We start from the raw sequence: 18498 nt of genomic DNA, 5'->3' as shown, positions 1-18498 counted from the left end.
CCAGGCCGGCTCCCATGCCGTCTATGTCTCACAGCCCAACGCCGTCGCAAAGATCATCGAGGATGCAGCGAACGGCCTGAAGTGATCACAAGAAACAGAAATCGGCAAAGCCCCCGGAGGCATCTGGGGGCCTTGTTGCATGTGGGGATTATGCGACAGCAGCGTCAACGTGTCCGAACAAATCCACGCCTCCGCGATTTTCGCTCAGCAGCCTCTGTTTTGCTCCAGGGGAACCGTAAACCTCGCAATCAACCCTCTCGGCTCATTGTCAAGCAACTCCAGATCGCCGCCATGCGCCTGTATGACCTCCAGTACGATGGACAAGCCAAGGCCGAACCCAACATCCGCCGTGCCTCGCGATACATCCACCTTGTAAAACGGCTCCAGGACTTGTTTGCGCTGCCCGGCAGGAATTCCAGGTCCGTTATCGGCAACGGTAACGACTGCCATGTCATCGACCGGATCGAGAGTTACGTCGACGCGCGTCCCGAACTTTACCGCATTCTCGCAAAGGTTGGTCAATGCGCGGGTCAAGGCAAGCGGCCTGAAATTCGCAACCAGACGGGCTGGCCCGCGATAGCGGACGTCGTGACCACTATCGGCAAATTCATGGCAGACGGTCTTCAGAACGGACGCAAGATCGGCACGTTCACTGTTCTCGCTTTGGGACTGATCCCGCAGATAGCTCAAGCTTTCCGTAAGGAGACGATCGATACGCTCGATGTCCGCTAGGAAGGCCGCGCGCATATCTGCCTCCGCAATCCGGTCCGCGCGGAGACGCAGCCTCGTCAGCGGCGTTCGCAGATCATGGCTGATGCCACGCAGCATGCGTGTACGCGCATCGGCCATCATCGAAATGCGCCTTTGCATCCCATTGAGCGCCCGAGCCAAAGCCACGATCTCGACACTGCCGCGCTCTTCGAAGGGAGCGGACGCGAGTGAAATATCTGTCCTGGCCGCTGCTGCGGCAATCCGGCGGAGCGGCTGGGTGATGGCCCGGACCGCGAAAATGGAAAACAGCGTCATCAGCGAGACAAGCGCTACAAGAAAATTCGACCCGAAACTCAACACATCGCCGCGCAGGAAACGCTCCGGCACTTGTTCCAGAACGACGAGCTGCTTGTCATCGACTGTGGCGGCGAGCACGCGTTCGCCATCGACAAAGGTCCGCCATCCACCAAGGGGAACGGTTCCGTTGTCGGGCGGCAGAAACCAATCGACAAGGCGATGGCCGAGCGGCTCGGTCGGCGAGGTTGTCGTGAACCGCTGCGAGAACGCGGCCGGCCGCAGCGAGAACGTCCAGTCTCCGCGGTTGGCGACATCGAGGATGATATCGCGCTCCGATGGTGCCGCCGAAGCCAGCATGGAAGCGATCACGGAAACCCGATTGGACAGGACCTCAAGGTCAGGCGCGGCCTCATCCTTGCGCACCCAGCGCCCGATCATCGATCCCGCAACGATCACGATGACGAGGCAGGCGAAAATGACGGCCGTCATCTGGCCGTGGAGGGTCCATTGCGGCAAATGTGGTCGAAATCTCAAAGCGTTTTCCCACGTTCCCTGCCCATCGCACCTCAATGAGCGATGGCGCCACTTCATCCGATCCGCGCCGAAGAGAACAGGGCCTGGCAAGCCATACCGAGATTAAGTTTTGTGTCCGCCGGCACGTCATCAGATGGCGCGACTCCTCAGGTCCGCACGCCTGGCCTCCCCGCAACAAAACGCAACACAACGACATCCACCACCCTGCCGCTCCGTGAGACGAAGGTTGCTACATGGCCCTGGCCTGAATGCCGGCGCCCGTGTCAAATCACTGGAGTTTCCATGTTCATTTTCTCTCGGACCGACAAACGCCTTCCAGGCGTACTCTACCTGGCCCTCGCGCTCACAGGCACGACCTCCACCGCCCTTGGCGCCGATGCAGGTTCGACCGACCAAATTCCCGAACCGCAGTTCGATGAGGAACGTTTCACAAACGAACCGGCCAAGCCGGACTGGTCGCTGATCGTCGGCGCAGGAGCAGTCTACAGTCCGGAATATGAAGGCAGCCGCGACTTCAAGGCCACCCCCATTCCGCTCGTCCTGTTCACCTACGGCGAATGGCTCGAAATCGACCCGACCGGCGTCACCCTGAAAGCCTTTGAGCGCAACGGCTTTTCCCTGTCCGGCAAGGTCGGATATGAAATCGGCCGCGATGAGGACGACCACAAGCGCCTCAAGGGGCTTGGAGACATCGATTTCGCTGCGACGGTCGGCGCCCGCGCAGCCTATACGTGGAACGGGCTTGAATTCTATGCAGCCGCTGAACAGACCATCAAAGGGAGCGAGAGCCTGATCGGTACGCTTGGGGTGGAATACTCTGCACCCGTGACGGAGCGCCTTATTCTGGGCGTGGGTGCGGAGGCAATCGCTGCCAACGACAAGCACATGAAGGCATATTTCGGTGTCTCCGGCGCCCAGTCTGCCGCCTCCGGATTGCCTGAATACAAGGCCAAGGCCGGCATCAAGCGTGTCAACGTCTCGGCATCGGGCAGATACCTGCTGTCGGAAAACTGGCTGGTCCGCGGCGAAGCCGGGCTTGGCGTTCTCACCGGCGATGCGGCAGACAGTCCTATCGTCGAGAAGAAGATGCAGCCCTCCGTGTCGCTCTTTGTCGGCTACAAGTTCTAGAGGCTCACCATTGCCGAGCCGGTGACATGCCATCCGGGGGTGCGGAGGCCGGGTTTCGCCCGGCCTCCTTGCACCATGTGCTATCCTCAGATGAGGCATCCCGCTAGGCCTGCTCGACCTTGGCCGTAAACATGTAGCCGCCGAGCCTGACAGTTTGCAGAAGAACCGGTGTCTTCGAATCCGCCTCGATCTTCTGGCGCAGACGGCTGATGTGGACGTCGACACTGCGTTCGATCGGGCCGGCAAGACCGGTATACGTGAGACACAGAAGCTCCTCACGCGTCATCACCCGCCCGGGGTTGCGGCAAAAGCCCAGAAGCAGATCGAACTCCGTGGTGGTCAGGGCCACCCGGGCATGGCTCGGGTCATGCAGTTGCCGGCGCAATGGATCGATCAGCCAGCCATCGAAACGCAATCTCTGCTGGGTCGGGCCGTTCGCCAGGCCATAGGAAGCCCGCCGCAGCAGGCTCCGGATACGGGCAATCATTTCTCGGGGGCTGAACGGCTTGGTGATGTAGTCATCCGCGCCGACCTCCAGCCCGACAACCCGGTCAACCTCTTCTCCGAGCGCGGTCAACAGGATGATCGGCGTGGTTTTCTCCGACCGTATCCGTCGGCAGATGCTCAAGCCACTTTCGCCCGGCAGCATCACGTCCAACACGATCAGATCGAAATCCGTATTGTGCATCAGGATTTGCATGGCCTGGCCGTCCTCGGCAACTGTCGGCATCATGCCACTCTCCTGGACGATCTGCGCCAAAAGCCTGCTGATTTCGCGATCGTCCTCAACGATCAGGATCCTCGGGTTTGCCGGGTATGTTTGCACTGCCTGCTTCCTTGTGACGTTCTCTTGTGTCTGGCCAGCACGCGTTCAGAAGCTTGCGGGCCGGCGGTGCATCCGCGGGCTTTCCCGGCGCACGAAAGCGGCATGGAAAACGGCCATTCCTCGTGACCGTTTGCCATGCCGCGTCTGCGCCGCCGTTTTTAGCCTGGGCAACAATGGAAAGATCAACCTCGGCCCCTTGGGCTCGGGCTGACGAACAGCCATTCGGCAAGAACGGCACAGACCAGGATCGAACCCCAGATGCTGGCGAGGTAGATGTCGCTGAACGTAACCTGCGGCCAGATTGCCATCGCGACACTGCCAAGGCCGAGGAACACCCGCAGAAGGACCGCCGCGAAGGTCAGGGCATAGTTCCGGATCATCCAGAGGCGGTGATCCGCAAAACGCCGTGTCCTTGCCGCCTGATAGCCCTTCCACATCGTGAACAGCCAGGCCATGGCCAGAAGAATGAAGCCGATCTGTGCCGGGATGCCGGATGTGGACATCAGCGCGGATACGAAGCCCGCGACGCTTCCGATCACAATGCACATCGCATAGATCCTGCCCATATAGCGATGCCATTTGGGGAAACGGCTGCGAAATCCGGCGATGAACTGGAACGGGCCGATCAAGAGAGCCACAGCTCCGGGAACACCATGCACCGAAACCCAGAGCAGATGGGAGACGTAAGCGCCGTTGAGCGGGATTTTGCTCCAGTCCGGGTCGAGCGTCAGATATGGCGGCGCGGAATAGAGGGCGATACCCGCTGCCGAAACGATAAAGAGAGCCCATGCTGTCTTGCGGGGCAGGCTGTCAGTGGCGATGCTCATGTTCGATCACTTTTCTTGCGAGGATGAGCACAAAATAAAGCCGCAGCGCTGTAAACTGAATTGCAAGAACGCCGGCACTTGCTAGAAAGAAATTTATGAGCAGGGCAGTATCATGGGACGATCAGCGGATATTTCTTGCCGCACTCGAAACCGGCAGTTTTGCCGGGGCCGCCCGTGCGCTCGGCCTGTCGCATCCCACGGTCCGCGCCCGGATCGCCGCGCTGGAGGAGGCGCTGGGGACGACGCTGTTCACCCGCTCCGTCAACGGCCTCCACCCGACCGACCACGCGCTCGATATGGCCGCGACCGTGCGCACCATGGCCGCCGCCTCCGACCTGTTCGTACGCCAGGCCGCCGCACCATCCGATGCGCCGTCCGGCATCGTCCGGCTCAGCGTGTCGGACTTCATGGCCGTCGAGGTCGTGCCGCCAATCCTCGCCCGGTTGCGCCGATCCCATCCCGGCATCCGCATCGAGCTGGTTGCAAGCGATCGGGTGGCCGACCTGTTGTCGCGTGAAGTGGATGTCGCGATACGCAACACACCGCCGGTTCAAACCGTTCTGGTCGCACAGAAACTGCCGCCGGTGACGCTCGGCTTCTTCGCCTCGACGCAGTATCTCGCTGCGCGCGGCGTGCCGGAATGCGTGGACGATCTGGCCGGGCACGACCTGATCGGACCGGATCGCAATTTGCGCGAGCTCGCATTGGCGGAAGCGCTTCGCCCTGCAGTCACCCATACGAGCTTTGTCCTTCGAACCGACAGTCACACGGCGGTCGCTGCGGCTGTTCGGGCGAGCGTCGGCATCGGGGTCATGCAGGTTCCGTCCGCCTTGCGGGATCCCAGCCTTCGGCGTGTCTTGCCCGGCATCGTTATCGCCCAGCTCGGCACCTGGGTCGTCACACACGAGGACATGCGCGATCTGCCACGCATCCGCGCCGTGTTCGACGCCCTTGTCGCGGGGCTGTCCACATATTCGGATCGCAACGAGCAACGATCTTCCGGCAACCGCAGCGAAGACGCTGCGGGTTGACGGCGGGTTGCGGCCCCTGGCAGCCGTTTTACAAAGATATCAGCCGTCCATGGGCCAGGTATCGGAAACCCGGTAGCCGCCCTGGAACGGATCGGCGGGATCGACCATCAACTGTTTCGTTCCGACGATCCAGGCGCGGCCCGAAAGGGTCGGCCGGATTGCCGGCAAACCGTTGATCTCCAGCGTCTCGTCGATGCTGCAATTAAACTCGCTGTCGAGCAGCGAAATGCCGACGAACCTGTCGCCGGCCTTCATCAGTCCCTTGGCGTGGAGAACGGCCATGCGGGCGGAGCAGCCTGTGCCGCAGGGCGAACGGTCGACCTTGCCGGGGCGGATCGAGACGGCGTTCCTGCCGTGCAGGACGCCGTCCTTCATGAACACCGGATCGGTCATCTGGCAAAAGGAGATCCCGCTCCAGCCATTTGTCGGATGCTTGAAGCCGATCTGTTCGTTGGCGGCCTCCGTGATCTTCACGCCCATGCGCGCAATGTCGCGTGCTTGGTCAGGGTGGAGGCTCAGACCGAGCGACGCGGCATCGACGATGACGAAGCTGTCGCCGCCATAGGCGGTATCGACCGTGATCGTGCCGATCCCCTCTACCTCGAGCATCACGTCAAGCTTGTCGGCGAAGGAGGGCACGTTGCGCACGCGGATGCGCTCGGCCTTGCCGTTTCGGCATTCCGCCTCGACATCGATCAGGCCGCCCGGTGCTTCGAGCGTCAGGCGCGTGACAGGCTCCTGCATGGGGATGATGCCGGTGTCGAGCAGGACTGTCGCCACGCACATCGAATTCGAGCCTGACATGGGCGGTGTATCGGCGGGCTCCATGATGATCCAGCCCATCTGTGCTTTCGGGTCCTTCGGCGGCACCAGCAGGTTGACGTGGCGGAAGACACCGCCGCGCGGCTCGTTGAGGACGAAGTTTCGGAGGGTTTCGTCTTCCGCGATCCAGCGCGCCTGGTCCCAGATCGTTGCACCGGGAGGCGGCGCGACACCGCCGACGATGACGTCACCGACTTCGCCTTCGGCATGGCAGCTGACGACATGGACGATCTTGGATGAGCGCACTGTTCAGGTTCCTTGATTGCTGTCAAATGGACTTCAGGAAAGCCGCGGTTTCCGGCTTCTGGGGGTTTTCGAAGATCTGCTCCGGCGAGCCGATCTCATGAATGCGTCCCTCGCGGAAAAAGGCGACACGATCCGACACTTCGCGCGCGAAACGCATTTCGTGGGTGACGACGATCATCGTCATGCCCTCCTTCGACAGCATACGCATCGTATCGAGCACTTCGCCGACGAGCTGAGGATCGAGCGCCGAGGTGACCTCGTCGAACAGCATGTAGTCGGGCGACATCGCAAGCGCTCTGGCAATCGCCATGCGTTGCTGCTGGCCGCCGGAAAGCCGGGACGGAAACACGGCAAGCTTCTCCTTCAACCCGACGTGAGACAGTTGCTCGATCGCGATCGCCTCCGCCTCCTCCCTGGATTTGCCGAGAACTTTTCTCGGGGCAAGGGTGACATTCTCCAGCACCGTGAGATGCGGAAAGGCATTCCATTGCTGGAACACGATGCCGATGCGGCGGCGCAGCTTGTTGAGGTCGGTGGCCTTGGCGTGAACCTCCACGCCATCGACCGTGATGCGGCCCTGCTGAATGCCCTCAAGGCCGTTGATGCACATCAGCATCGTCGATTTACCGGACCCCGACCCGCCGATCATCGACAGGACCTCGCCCTTCTGCACCGACAGATCGACGCCTTTCAGCACATGCAGCGTGCCGAATTGCTTGTGAACGTTTTCGATGGCGATCATTGCGTGCCCCACTTCTTTTCAAGTTGATTGCCGAGTCTCGCGATTGGAAAGCTCATCACGAAGTAGATCAGCCCCGTGATGCCGAGGATCAGCAGCGGCTCCTGAACCCGCGACGTGACGATCTGCGAGCTGCGCAGGAGTTCGACGATGCCGATCCACAGGACGAGCGCCGTGTCTTTCATCACGCCGAGCGTCAGCCCGATCCAGCTCGGAAAGACGATCCGGGTGGCGATCGGCAGGGTGATCGACGTTAATTCCTGCCGCCAGGTGAGGCCGAGAGAGCGGGCGGCGCGGCGTGTCGTCTGGGGGACCGCGCCGACACCGCTTCGGACGATCTCGGTGCAGAAGGCGGAGGCGTAAATCCCCAGGCAGATGCAGCCGACGGTGAAGGTCGGCCAGTTCAGCTTGAGCATGCTGTTGAACGAATTGAACAGCACGAGCTGAATGAGGAGCGGCACGGACCGGAAGACATCGAGAACGGCGCCGAGCGTGTTGCCGATCCACCAGGGCGCGCCGGCCCGGATCAGGCCGAACAGGACGCCGAGGACCGTGCCGATGATGACGGCGACAAGGGTGATTGAAAGCGTGGTCACGGCTCCCGACAGAAGGAACAGGAAGTCGCCCCACGAAAATGATCCACCGAAATACATCGCGACCTCCTAGTAGCGGAACAGGCGCCAGGCCACGACGCGCGCCGATAGCGTGAAAGCCTTGGAAATGAGGTAGTAGAGGCAGGCCGCGACGAAGAAGTACTCGAAGGTCCTGTAGGTCACGACGTTGAGTTCCTGGGTGACACCCGTCAGGTCCGTGGTCAGGCCGACAATGACCCCGAGCGAGCTCATCAGGACGGACCACACCATCTGGTTGGTCATGGCGTGGAAAACCGCGCGCAGCATTTGCGGGATCACGATGTGCCACTGGGTCTGCACCGCCCCCAGGCCAAGGGAGCGCGCCGCCCGCGTCTGCGTCTCCGGAACGGCTGCGAAGCCGCCACGGAACGTCTCGGCGAGATAGCCGGCATTGTTGAACGTGATACCGAGCAACAGCGCGGTATAGGATCCCACCTGCAGGCCGAGCGAGCCCAGGCCGAAATAGAGCATATAGATCTGGAAGAGCGCGGGTGTGTTTCTCGCCGTCTCGATCCACATGTCGGCCGGCAAGGACAGGTACTTTTTGCCGGATCGTTTGGCGAGAGCCAGGAAGATGGCGAGGACCGTTCCGAGCATCATGGCGAGGCCCGCGATCTCGATCGTTTGCAGAGCGCCCCACAGCATCTCGGGAAGCGAGCGCAGAACCGGCCTCCACTGAAATTCATAGTCCATTTGCGACCTCATTCTCTGTCAGCGCTCGGCTGCCGCGGACGCATATGCGCGCCCAAGGTGGCGCCCGATCGATTGCGACCGGGTGCCTTCTTGCGATGAGACGGATGCTGGTTAGCGGTAGACGCCGGGAACAGTGAGGTCGGGTGCCGCGCCGACATCCTCGCCGATCCACTTCTTGTAGAGTTCTGCATAGCGGCCCGAGCGCACCTGGCGGTTCAGGAAGAGGTTGACGTAGTTGAGCCAACCCTGCTCCTGGCGCTTGACGATCAGGGCGCAGAAGTCGGCGTCGACCGGCGCGGGGCCGACAACCTTGAGGCCCGGATATTTGCCGGATTCGATGATCGCCGCGGCGATCGTCGATGTGGTGTAGGTCGCGTCGATGCGCTTCTGGCCAAGCGCCAGAAACGTGTCCGACTGGGTCTGGAACGTCAGCATCTTCGACGCGGGGTCGTTCTTCTTCTCGATTTCCTTGGCGAGCGCAAGCGTTTCATAGGCGCCGGCCGGGCCGCCGACCGTATGGCCCTTGATGTCGTCAGGCGCCTTGATGCCCGAATCCTCGCGTGCCAGCACGATCGTCTCGAACACGAAGTAGGGGATCGAGAAGCCTACGGTCTTCGCTCGCTCCAGCGTGTCGGAGGCGACGGCGACAGCAACGTCGGCCCGGCCCGACAGGATCGCCGGGATGCGGTCATTTTCCGGCGTGTCGACGATTTCGACTTCGACGCCAAGCGCCGCGCCGAGGTCGTTGCAGTAGTCGACGTCGAAACCGATCGGGTTGTTGTTCGCATCGCGCGAGCCATTCGGCGGGAAGTCGAGCTGCACGGCGCAGCGAAGCTTGCCGGCACTGATGATGTCGTCAAGCTGGTCTGCCTGGGCAGCCGAGCCGCACATTGCCACTGCGGCGAGCGCCATAAGCGGGATCATTTTCTTCATTTGCAGTTCCTCTCTTGTTATGGATTATTTCGAATATCGACTATCGTATACGCTTCAGGATGCCACTATTCCCTGCCGAGATGGAGGGTAGAGATGCCATGAAACGAATCCGATGGTCTTCTCAACTCACCGCGGCGGCTGACCCGAGGTGTCCGCAGCGATCATCAAGCGCGCCACGCGGCATGCCGCGAGGTCCCACGCTGCACAGCCGACGCTCTTGAAGAAGATCGGGCCTGCGACATTTGCCGTTCCCTTCACAACGTCCGACAGGGAAATCACACCGGACCAATCGATGCCGGCCTGGATGAGATCGCCCGCCTCGTGCCGTGCGCCGGCGGGATCATCGACGATCAGAGTGCTGGCCAGCACCGTTTCCCTTGCAACCTCGGCTGCATCCGGCGTAAAGGCCCCTACTCCCACGACAAGCCGATCCCGTGTTGCGGCTTCCGCATAGACGGGCGTCTTGCTGGTGGTCAGCGTCACCACGACGTCAACGCGAGACCAGTCACGATCCGCAAAGGGCCTGACGGCGCAGGCGGCATGCTTTGCACAAAACTGCTCCTCTTCTTCTCGGGAAATCCCAGCAACGACCAGGTCCACGCCGGGAAAGAAGGAGGCAAACGCCTGTGCATGTGTGGACGCCTGCTTCCCTGTTCCGATAATCGCGATGGTCTTCGGCGGCGTTTTCCGAAGCCGGCTGATAGCCAGCAGCGTCACCGCCGCCGTTCGCCGCCCGGTGACGGTCGGACCGTCGAGGGCGAAGAGGGAAACGCCGGTAACGGCATCGTAGGCAACGACCTCACCATTGATCGTCGCAAGATTGCGCGAAACGTTCGACGGGCAGACATTGACGAGCTTGTGGCTCGCAATGTCCTCGGCGCTCGCGGGCATGGAAAGCATGACACCGCCTGCCGCCAGAGGAATGACCAGCCGCTCCGGGCTGACGATCTTTCCGTCGGCATACGCGGCCACGGTTCTTTCCAGCTCTCCGACCAACAGATCGAAGGGCAGCAGGGTCTCGGTGAGCGTTGCATCGAAGTGCTGGACCATCGTCAGCTCACCAGAAAGCCGTATTTGAGCGGATCGGCTTCGTCGATCACCCAGTTGGCAAAGCCGCAAATGTAGGCGCTGCCTTCCACTTCCGGGACGACGGCGTCGAAGTCGCCGACCTTGGTTTCGAAAAGCACGCGTCCCTTGAAGATCGTGCCGATGATCGATTCATTGATTAGCGTATCGGCAGCGGTCATCTCGCCGCGAAGATAAAGCTGGGCAACGCGGCCTGCAGTACCCGAGCCGGTCGGCGAGCGGTCGACGGCTCGGTCGGCATAGACGCAGCAATTGGCCTGGGTGGAGCCCGCATGACGGGGATCGCCATAGACCATCACACCGTAGACATTGTTGAATTCCGGGATTTCCGGATGCACGAACGGCCTCTGGGCGTTCACCGCCGCCTTGATCTCGTATCCGAGCTGCATGACGCGCTGCGCATCGAATTCGCGAATTTGGACGCCGTGCTTGCGGCCATCGACGTAGAAATAGGTCGCACCGCCATAGGCGACATCGCCGGTGACCTCGCCGAAGCTCGGCGTCTGAACGGTCACGTCGCGGCTGAAGATGAACGACGGCACATTGACGAAACGAACCGCGCCGGTGCGCTCGCCATCCCATTGGACATAGGCTTCGATGAAGCCGCAGGGCGCATCGATGCCGATCTTCGTCTCCGGCACCTTCCGCTCGATCCAGCCGAGCTCCACGGCGGCGGTCGCAAGCGCGATGACGCCGTGACCGCAATGGGGGCTGTAGCCCATATTGTTGAGGAAGATCACGCCGAAATCGGCCTCGGGGTGGACCGGCTCGGTGAGATAGCCGCCGTAGAGATCCTTATGGCCGCGGGGCTCCAGCAGCACGGCGCGGCGATAGTGATCCGCGTTCTGTTCGAGCCAGGTGATGCGCTCGACAATCGTTTTGCCGGGGATCTTGGGCAGGCCCTGGGTGACCAGGCGAAAAGTCTCGCCGCAGGTGTGCAGCTCCACCGTGGTCAGGAAGCGATCGAATTTCATGTTTCTTCCTCTCACCGACGACGGGTTCGTCGTCGCTCACTTTTCTATTTCAGATATCGTATACGATCTACCAAATGTGTCAAGGCCGTTTACAGCCTTGCATCGATGATATGTTCAGTGGCCTGACAGACCGGCGAAAAATCGCTCCAGGCTAAATGCCGAGAGATCAGGGGCGGGTTTACCCGTCAGCACGGCCGATACCGTCTCGCCAATCCCCAATGCATGTTTGAACCCATGGCCCGAACAGGCGGATACGAGGAACAGCCCCGGAATGTCCGGATGCCAATCCAGCAGGAATCCGTGATCGGAGGTCGACGTGTAGAAGCAGGCCTCCGTCGCCAGCAATTCCCGGGAAATCCCGGAGAAGAACGGCTCGACGTGCCGCTCGAAAAACCGATCGCCCGACTGGCCGATGCGGGCATCGACCTCCGTGTCCGCAACAAAGAACTTGAGCCCCTCCCCCGGTCCTTCGAGCGGGAAAACCGTCGCGCAATCGCCGCCGACACCTTCGCGGAACCACATCAAGGTCGGGAACCGCTCTGCTCGATAGGCAGCCGCATCGCGCACCTTGAACGTAAAGGTCCTTTGCCGACTAACAGTCAGCAGGCTATCAAACCGGTCGCCAAGGAGTTCGCCCATCCACCGCCCTGCCGCGACGACGACCTGCCGGGCGCGGATCAGCACCCCCTCGGCCTCGATCTCGACACCGCCGGAGACCGGCGTGATCCGTTTGACGGCGGTATTCCGCAGAATCTCGGCGCCCGCCTGCTCGGCAAGCGCGATCTGCAGATCAAGCAGTGGCTCGGGACGGATGAAGCCGGCATCAGGCTCGAGATAGCCCGCCTCCTCGTCGGCTATTCCGATGAGCTGCGGATAGCGTCTGCGCAATTCATTTGACGGCAGGACGTCGTGCACAATGCCATTCGCCTCGGCAATCCCAACGGTATCGCGCAAGAAACTGTTGGCGCTGCCCGTCGCCTCCGATCCGATGATCAACGTTCCCGTCCGCTGCATCAGGCTGACACCGTAGCGGTGTTCGAGGTCACGCAGCAGCGCATTCGAGCGCCGGACAAAATGCAAATAGGCCGGTCCTTCGGCTACGGCTTCTCTCGTCACCTTGTAGCCGCCATGGCTTGCGCCTAGGCCATGCGGGGGGCTGTGTGCGTCGATACCGACGACCGTCCCACCCGACTGGGCCAGGAAATACAGCGTCGAAGCGCCCATGACGCCAAGGCCGATAACAGCATAGTCGACGTCGAGAATGGTTTGAACGGTGGCCATGGATAGCTCGAAACCCCGCTTGCAGTGTCTCAGGACGACTGGCGCATGAAGAAAAGGCCGGGCAGGTTCGCCGTGAACCCCCACTTTTCGTAGAAGGGCAGCATTTCTTCGAGGCAGTAGAGTTCGCGATGCTTGACCCGCGCGAGCACGGGATCCGTCATGACGGTGTCCATCAGCAGCCGGCCGAGCCCGGTGTTCCGCCAGGTCTCCTTGACGATGATGTCGAAGATCATCGCCTTGTAGACGCCGTCCGTCATGGCGCGCGCGAAGGCGACCAGCTCTCCGTTCAGCGGATCGATGAAGGCGAACACCGGCCCGGCATTCTTCATCAATCGTTCGACATCCGGTTTCTCCCGGCCTTTGGTCCACCACTCCTGCTGAAAGAGGTCGACCAGTTGCTCCACCTGCTCGGGCGTGAGGTCCCGTCGAAGTTCAAGTCTGTCCCTCTCGAGCGTCATGTCATGGCCTTCCTGTTTGAGCCGATCCGTTTCGGGTTTCACGGTGCTTCCCCCGCCAGCGTTCGAAGCCGCTGGAGTTCGCCCTGTGCGATCGGGATGCCGGACTGCTCGGCCGCCGCACGGTTTGCAAATCGCCGCACGCCGGGGAGCCGATCCTGGCCGGCATCGATCAGCCGGGTGCACAGATGCGCAAGGCGCATTTCAAATCCGGTAGAGCCGCCCCAGTTCGGATCGATCACGATGAGGAACTGCCCCGCTTTCGGCGTTTGCGCGCCGGGATAACCGGTAAAGTCGGTTTCGAACGAGAACTGCCCCCCTGTGACGGCGCTCGCGAGAATTTCGACGAACAGAGCGATCGACGACCCCTTGTAGCCGCCGAAGGTGTTCAATGCCCCGCCTGCCAGGATTGCGTGAGGATCCGTCGTGGCATTGCCGTCGCAGTCGACACCTGTTCCTGCAGGCACCGACTTGCCGGCGAGAGCCTGCAGGCGGACTTCGCCATTCGCCATGACGCTGGTGGCCTGATCGACGACCAGCGGCGGGGCACCTTCCACCGGCGCGGCAAAGGCAATGGGATTGGTGCCATAGACCGCCTGCCGGCCGCCATGGGGAACCACATTCGCAAGCCCGTTCACCGCCGTGATGGCCATGTAGCCCGAAAGCGCAAAAGGTTCGACATCCGGCCACAAGGCACTGAAGTGGTGGGAATTACGGATCGCGGCAACGGCGATACCCGTCTCGCGAAGAGCGTTTCTGACGAGCGGGTCCGCGGCCACAAGCGCACGCTGGGCAAAACCGTTCCGCGCATCGACGCGGATGAAGGACGGTCCAAGGCGCGCGGCATCGGGCACCGCCAGGCCGTCCACCCACCTCGACCGGAGAGAACCGACATAGCCCGGCATGCGGAAGATGCCATGGCTGAGCGCACCGTCCCTTTCGCATCCGGCGCAGTTTTCCGCGAGAATCTCGGCGGTCTCCGCGGCTGTGCCATTGTTGACGAAAACCGTCTTCAGAAGCGATTTCAGCTCGTGAAAGCGAAGATGGGCGTCTCGGGTTTCGTTTCTCTCAACCATCAGCGAGAAACCTCCTCAGGCAATTTTCGAGAAGCCGCGAGACATTGTTGTCGTAGTTGTTGTGCGACAGGCTCCCGCAAAAGGTGATCGAGCCGACCGCAAAGAGGCCTCCACCCGTTTCGGACTTTCCGTAGACGATGTTGGCGCTGATGCCGCCATGCGCCCGCGGCGCGCCGTCGAACACTTCAGGCAGAAGAAGCTCCTCGAACGTCGTGTGGAACGAAGGCCCGTGACCTTCGGAGAAGGCGACGACCGTCGCAAATTCCGGCGTGCCGAGATCGGTCGCGGCCTGGTCGATCTCGAAACCCGCCGCCCCACCACCGGACAATCCGAAGTCACCGATGCGCTCATCAGGCGATATACCGTCAAAGAGAAAGGCAATATCCTCCGCGTAAGAGGCGGCGGTGCGGACATAATACGAGCCCTCGAACCCACCCTCGGCAGTAAAGCCGACGCCGGCGACGGCCTGGGGCGGAATTCCGTTGCGACGCCAGAGGCCGCCATAGTCTCCATCGAGCTGGTGGTAGTATTCGCCCGGCTGGCTCGCCCATACCCGCATGCCGCCCTCGGCACGCCTGACCTCGATCAGATGGGGCATGTCGTCGTTGCGGCCGATCTTCCAGTAGAAGCCGTTGCCCCCCAGATACATGAGATTGCCGCCGGCTTCCCGATAGGCGATCAACGCCTCCATGGTGCGTCGGGTGTGGTATTCGGGGTGCGTGCCGGTCAGCACGACGTCATAGGGTGACAAGGCGGCAAGGCCATCCCGATCAAGATCTTCATCGGTTATGACGTCAAAGGAGAAACCCTTTTCCTCAAGCCAATCCGTCAGGTGCGAATCCGCCGGGAAATGCCGCATGCCCGATCCGTTCGCATCGAAATAGACGAGATAGTTCGGGCGCATGGTCAGGATGGGCCGCAGGCGCGATGACAGGGTGACCCCGGTTCCGTCGGGATGGCGGCTGTAAGTGGAATATCCGTAGGCGCCGACCTCGTCGGGATTGTGCGGATAGGCGTTCCAGGCCGCGACCCTTTCGGCGAGGCCGCCGGCGAAGTTGCCGCGCGCAAAATTCGCATAGGCCATGTAGGTGAAAGTCGGTGCCAGGAAGACGATTCGCTGCCGCTTGGTCCTCTCCCCCGGGGTGACATAGAACGGGATCGTGTCCTTGCCCGTGCCGTTGTCGATCTCAAGCCCGTAGATACCGGAGCGCATACCCTCCGGCACGTCCATGCGGATCGTTGTTTCCCAGGCGCAGTCGCTGAGGTCGTCGGAATGAAAACGGATCGCGGCATAGTCTTGCGGCGCCTGCTTCCAATCCTGGTTACGCCCGGACCATCCCGATGACTTGACGGCGCGCATCGGCATGTTGATCAGGGAAAGGCGCCGCCCGCGTCCCGTCTCGTCCTCCGCCCAGGCCTCGCGCGCGTCTCCGCCGAAGTTCCAGCTCGCGATGAGGTCCCATGCGGACGATTCCGGGCGTCTTGCCCTCACTGCCGGATTTTCGAGAGCCCCGTTGAAGGTCTGCTCAGGGTGCCCGCGCCACACAGCGGCAAAGCAGATGTGATCAGCTCCCACCAGTGCCGCACTCGTCACATCGGAAAAGCTGGCCTGCCTGCTTTCGTCGCCTCGGGGCGCCCCTTCCGAGACGACCACCGAGAAACTGTCAAGCTCGAAGGTCACATCGAGATGGGACCATCGGCCGAGCGCTATGCCCAAGCCGACATCGAATACCCGACCCGTTTCCAGTTGCTGGAGGAACAGCATGCCGCCGCGAACAATCATCGCCACGCCAGTGGTTCCTTCGACGTTCTGCAAGGAGAAGACCGTTTGTGCGGCCTCTGAGAACAGGGTCGGCTGTACCATCAGCCCAATCCTGGCCGACGCAAAGTCACTCAGATCCGATATTTGGCCGAGCGCGCAGGAGCCGAGATGGGCCCGCTGCTCCGAAGCGGGATATCTTTCGGCCAGGCCGAAATCGACGACCTCGGCCTTGACGCCAGGCCCTGCCGGGTTCGGGTCGCAGCAGATGAGACGAACTACCCGCGCAGCAATCGGTCGATTACCTCGCGACGAAACTTTGAATTCCAGAACGCCACCGGGCGCAGCGCTGAGGGGCGCAACGTAGCCGATCACTCCTGGTATTTTTTGCCCGTCCATCGCTCGCAGCGCTCCCTTCTTTTCCAATATAGAATATCGTATACGATTACGAGTCAAGACAGGCAAGCGTCGATCGTATATACGCTACGGTATTCGAAGCGACCGATGCCACGGCGCCGGTCGACCATGGAGTGAAAGTTGCCGCTGAAAGCCCAGAACCTGCCGTCGCTCGGCAACACGCCTCCGACCTCGGATATCATCGCGAAATACATTCGCGAAGCGATTGTCACTGGCGTCCTGGACGAGGGCGAGCCTATCCGCCAGGACGACATTGCCAAGCTCTTCGACGTCAGCAAAATTCCTGTCCGCGAAGCGCTGAAGCGTCTCGAAGCCGAAGGGCTTGTCGAGTTTCAACGCAACCGTGGCGCTGTCGTAACGAGCATCACCGAACCGGAGATCGCCGAAATCTTCGAAGTGCGGACCATGCTGGAAGCCAACGCGCTGAAACTGTCGATTCCGCGAATGACCGAGCGCACATTCCAGCGCGCTGAAGGCTATTGCGATGAGTTCGCCCGCGAAACCGACGTTGCCCGATGGGCGGAGTTGAACTGGCAGTTTCACTCCTGCCTCTACGAGGACGCCGACAAGCCCTTCCTGCTCAACCTCATCCGATCGGTGAACGACCGGATTGAACGATACCTTCGCATTCAGCTGACACTATCGGGCGGAACCGGCGTCGATGATCGGGAACACCGCCAGATCCTTGCCGCATGCCGGCAACGAGATGTTGCGCTTGCGACAGACCTGCTCGTCACCCACATCACCAAGGCATGTGAATCTCTGCTGAGCAATCTGCCAAAAGTCAGGGGGTATAAGTAGCTGCTCTGCTCCCCCAAAACTGGATCGTTTTTGATTGGAGTTTTTCACGCTCGAGCAAATCCGTGGAACAATGAATCCATTGTGATGTGACGCACAGGCCTGTTTCTGCCTCAACATCCGCTTTGCCGGGGGTGGACGATGGCCAGAGCGTTGGGCGAGGATTTGCGGTTGCGTGTCTTGAAGGCTGCGTCCGAAGGCGCATCGGCCCGTCAAGCGGCTGCGCGTTTCGGGGTCGGAGTATCGAGCGCGATCCGCTGGATTGCACGGGCAAAGATCGGCGAGTTGACGCCGCGGCCACAAGGGCGATGGCGCGGCGCGTGCCTTGACGGATACGCGGACTTCATCGTCGGGATGATCGTGGAGCACCCGGACATCACGTTGAACGAAATGGTCGAACGTCTCGATGCGCATCGGCCGAAGCGCCTTGAGCGACTGGCTTGGCGAGCACGGGTGGACGTTCAAAAAAAGTCCGCCCATGCACTGGAGCAGGACCGCCCCGACATCTTGAGACGCCGCCGCGCCTAGTTCGACGGCCAACTCGACCTTGATCCGGCCCAGCTGGTCTTCATCGATGAGACCGGCCTGTCGACCAAGATGGCGCGCCTGCGTGGCCGTTCACACTGCGGTAAGCGCTGCCGGGCTGGTGTGCCGCACGGCCATTGAAAGATCGCTACCTTCATGGGGCGCACTCCAACTGGCCGACATGACCGCGCCCTTCGTCTACGACGGCGCAATGAACGGCAACGTGTTCCGCGTCTATGTCGAGCAGGTGCTGGTTCCCACACTCGCCGCTGGCGATGTCGTGATCATGGATAGCTTGCACGCCCACAAGGCCGCTGGTGTCCGCGAAGCGATCAACGCAGTTGGCGCAACCCTGCTCTGCCTGCCGCCTTACAGCCCAGACTTCAATCCCATCGAGAACGCCATCACCAAGCTTAAGGCGGTGATGCGGGCAAAGGCCGAGCGGACCATCACTGGCCTCTGGAACGCCGTAAGTTCCCTCATCAAACTCTTCACGCCCGCTGAATGTGCAAACTACTTCAAGGCTGCTGGATATGAACCGGTTTAAAACGGACGTGCTCTAGCGCAAGAAGTATGCGGGCCTGCTGCCCAACGAGATGCGTCGCCTGAAGGCTTTCGCCTCACGCTGACAAACCTCGTTATAGGGAGCATAGGCCATCGGATGTGGGGTGTTTGAAGGCTTAAAACGCAAGAAAGCCCCACGAGGGG

17 protein-coding genes and 1 pseudogene are annotated in these 18498 nt (G+C 61.4%); 4 read left to right on the top strand and 14 right to left on the bottom strand.

The genetic code is table 11. The features are described 5' to 3' along the window. Positions 1 to 204: 204 nt before the first annotated feature. A complete protein-coding gene (locus MUO32_RS29065; protein WP_257951864.1) occupies positions 205 to 1497 on the bottom strand; it encodes an ATP-binding protein in 1293 nt (430 codons plus the stop codon). Between the two features lie 327 nt (positions 1498 to 1824). Here MUO32_RS29065 and MUO32_RS29060 point away from each other — a divergent pair, with 327 nt between their 5' ends. Next, entirely contained in the window at positions 1825 to 2670 is an 846-nt protein-coding gene (locus tag MUO32_RS29060) for a MipA/OmpV family protein (protein WP_257951863.1), read from the top strand. A gap of 103 nt (positions 2671 to 2773) precedes the next feature. Here the strand turns inward: MUO32_RS29060 and MUO32_RS29055 are convergent, their stop codons facing one another. Together MUO32_RS29055 and MUO32_RS29050 are read right to left on the bottom strand one after the other, a co-directional pair. Then, positions 2774 to 3496 (bottom strand): response regulator transcription factor, encoded by a 723-nt coding sequence (locus tag MUO32_RS29055; RefSeq protein ID WP_257951862.1) that lies wholly within the window; start codon positions 3494 to 3496, stop codon positions 2774 to 2776. Between the two features lie 182 nt (positions 3497 to 3678). Further along, positions 3679 to 4323, bottom strand: a complete 645-nt coding sequence (locus MUO32_RS29050; protein WP_257951861.1) for a DUF2306 domain-containing protein — start codon at positions 4321 to 4323, stop codon at positions 3679 to 3681. Between the two features lie 95 nt (positions 4324 to 4418). On the opposite strand from MUO32_RS29050, the gene MUO32_RS29045 reads away from it, so the two are divergent. Continuing rightward, positions 4419 to 5354, top strand: coding sequence for a LysR family transcriptional regulator (locus MUO32_RS29045; RefSeq protein WP_257951860.1), 936 nt, complete (start codon positions 4419 to 4421; stop codon positions 5352 to 5354). A 39-nt stretch (positions 5355 to 5393) separates the two neighbouring features. Here the strand turns inward: MUO32_RS29045 and MUO32_RS29040 are convergent, their stop codons facing one another. From MUO32_RS29040 to MUO32_RS28990, 11 genes are all read right to left on the bottom strand, one after another. Then, positions 5394 to 6422, bottom strand: coding sequence for a proline racemase family protein (locus tag MUO32_RS29040; protein WP_257951859.1), 1029 nt, complete (start codon positions 6420 to 6422; stop codon positions 5394 to 5396). 22 nt (positions 6423 to 6444) lie between these two features. Beyond that, positions 6445 to 7164, bottom strand: coding sequence for an amino acid ABC transporter ATP-binding protein (locus MUO32_RS29035; protein ID WP_257951858.1), 720 nt, complete (start codon positions 7162 to 7164; stop codon positions 6445 to 6447). Beyond that, positions 7161 to 7814 carry an amino acid ABC transporter permease gene (locus MUO32_RS29030; protein WP_257951857.1) on the bottom strand — a complete coding sequence of 218 codons (654 nt, stop codon included), beginning with the start codon at positions 7812 to 7814 and terminating at the stop codon, positions 7161 to 7163. The genes MUO32_RS29035 and MUO32_RS29030 overlap by 4 nt, the downstream gene beginning before the upstream one ends. 9 nt (positions 7815 to 7823) lie before the next feature. Further along, a complete protein-coding gene (locus tag MUO32_RS29025) occupies positions 7824 to 8486 on the bottom strand; it encodes an amino acid ABC transporter permease (RefSeq protein WP_257951856.1) in 663 nt (220 codons plus the stop codon). 111 nt (positions 8487 to 8597) lie between these two features. Then, on the bottom strand, positions 8598 to 9419 hold the full coding sequence (locus MUO32_RS29020) for a transporter substrate-binding domain-containing protein (RefSeq protein ID WP_374708739.1): 822 nt from the start codon (positions 9417 to 9419) through the stop codon (positions 8598 to 8600). Positions 9420 to 9545: 126 nt separating this feature from the next. Next, positions 9546 to 10469 carry a bifunctional Delta(1)-pyrroline-2-carboxylate/Delta(1)-piperideine-2-carboxylate reductase gene (lhpI, locus tag MUO32_RS29015; RefSeq protein WP_257951855.1) on the bottom strand — a complete coding sequence of 308 codons (924 nt, stop codon included), beginning with the start codon at positions 10467 to 10469 and terminating at the stop codon, positions 9546 to 9548. 2 nt (positions 10470 to 10471) lie between these two features. Then, positions 10472 to 11479, bottom strand: a complete 1008-nt coding sequence (lhpH, locus tag MUO32_RS29010; RefSeq protein ID WP_257951854.1) for a trans-3-hydroxy-L-proline dehydratase — start codon at positions 11477 to 11479, stop codon at positions 10472 to 10474. A 114-nt stretch (positions 11480 to 11593) separates the two neighbouring features. Then, a complete protein-coding gene (gene solA / locus MUO32_RS29005) occupies positions 11594 to 12760 on the bottom strand; it encodes an N-methyl-L-tryptophan oxidase (protein ID WP_257951853.1) in 1167 nt (388 codons plus the stop codon). Positions 12761 to 12789: 29 nt separating this feature from the next. After that, positions 12790 to 13218, bottom strand: coding sequence for a GNAT family N-acetyltransferase (locus MUO32_RS29000; protein WP_257951852.1), 429 nt, complete (start codon positions 13216 to 13218; stop codon positions 12790 to 12792). A 38-nt stretch (positions 13219 to 13256) separates the two neighbouring features. After that, positions 13257 to 14291 (bottom strand): Ldh family oxidoreductase, encoded by a 1035-nt coding sequence (locus MUO32_RS28995; protein WP_257951851.1) that lies wholly within the window; start codon positions 14289 to 14291, stop codon positions 13257 to 13259. Further along, the gene (locus MUO32_RS28990) at positions 14284 to 16155 is read right to left on the bottom strand and encodes a N,N-dimethylformamidase beta subunit family domain-containing protein (protein WP_257951850.1); all 1872 of its coding nucleotides are present in this window, start codon (positions 16153 to 16155) and stop codon (positions 14284 to 14286) included. The genes MUO32_RS28995 and MUO32_RS28990 overlap by 8 nt, the downstream gene beginning before the upstream one ends. Before the next feature lie 432 nt (positions 16156 to 16587). Between MUO32_RS28990 and MUO32_RS28985 the strand changes: the two genes are divergently transcribed. Further along, positions 16588 to 17268: a GntR family transcriptional regulator gene (locus MUO32_RS28985; RefSeq protein ID WP_257951849.1), complete on the top strand. Its 681-nt coding sequence runs from the start codon at positions 16588 to 16590 to the stop codon at positions 17266 to 17268. A 138-nt stretch (positions 17269 to 17406) separates the two neighbouring features. Further along, positions 17407 to 18337 (top strand): annotated as a pseudogene (locus tag MUO32_RS28980) (IS630 family transposase). Positions 18338 to 18498: the final 161 nt, after the last annotated feature.

This window comes from Shinella sp. CPCC 101442, assembly GCF_024704725.1.
Taxonomy (GTDB): Bacteria; Pseudomonadota; Alphaproteobacteria; order Rhizobiales; family Rhizobiaceae; genus Shinella.
The sequence above is the reverse complement of the archived record's forward strand: the minus strand, read 5'-3'. Positions and strand labels throughout refer to the sequence as shown.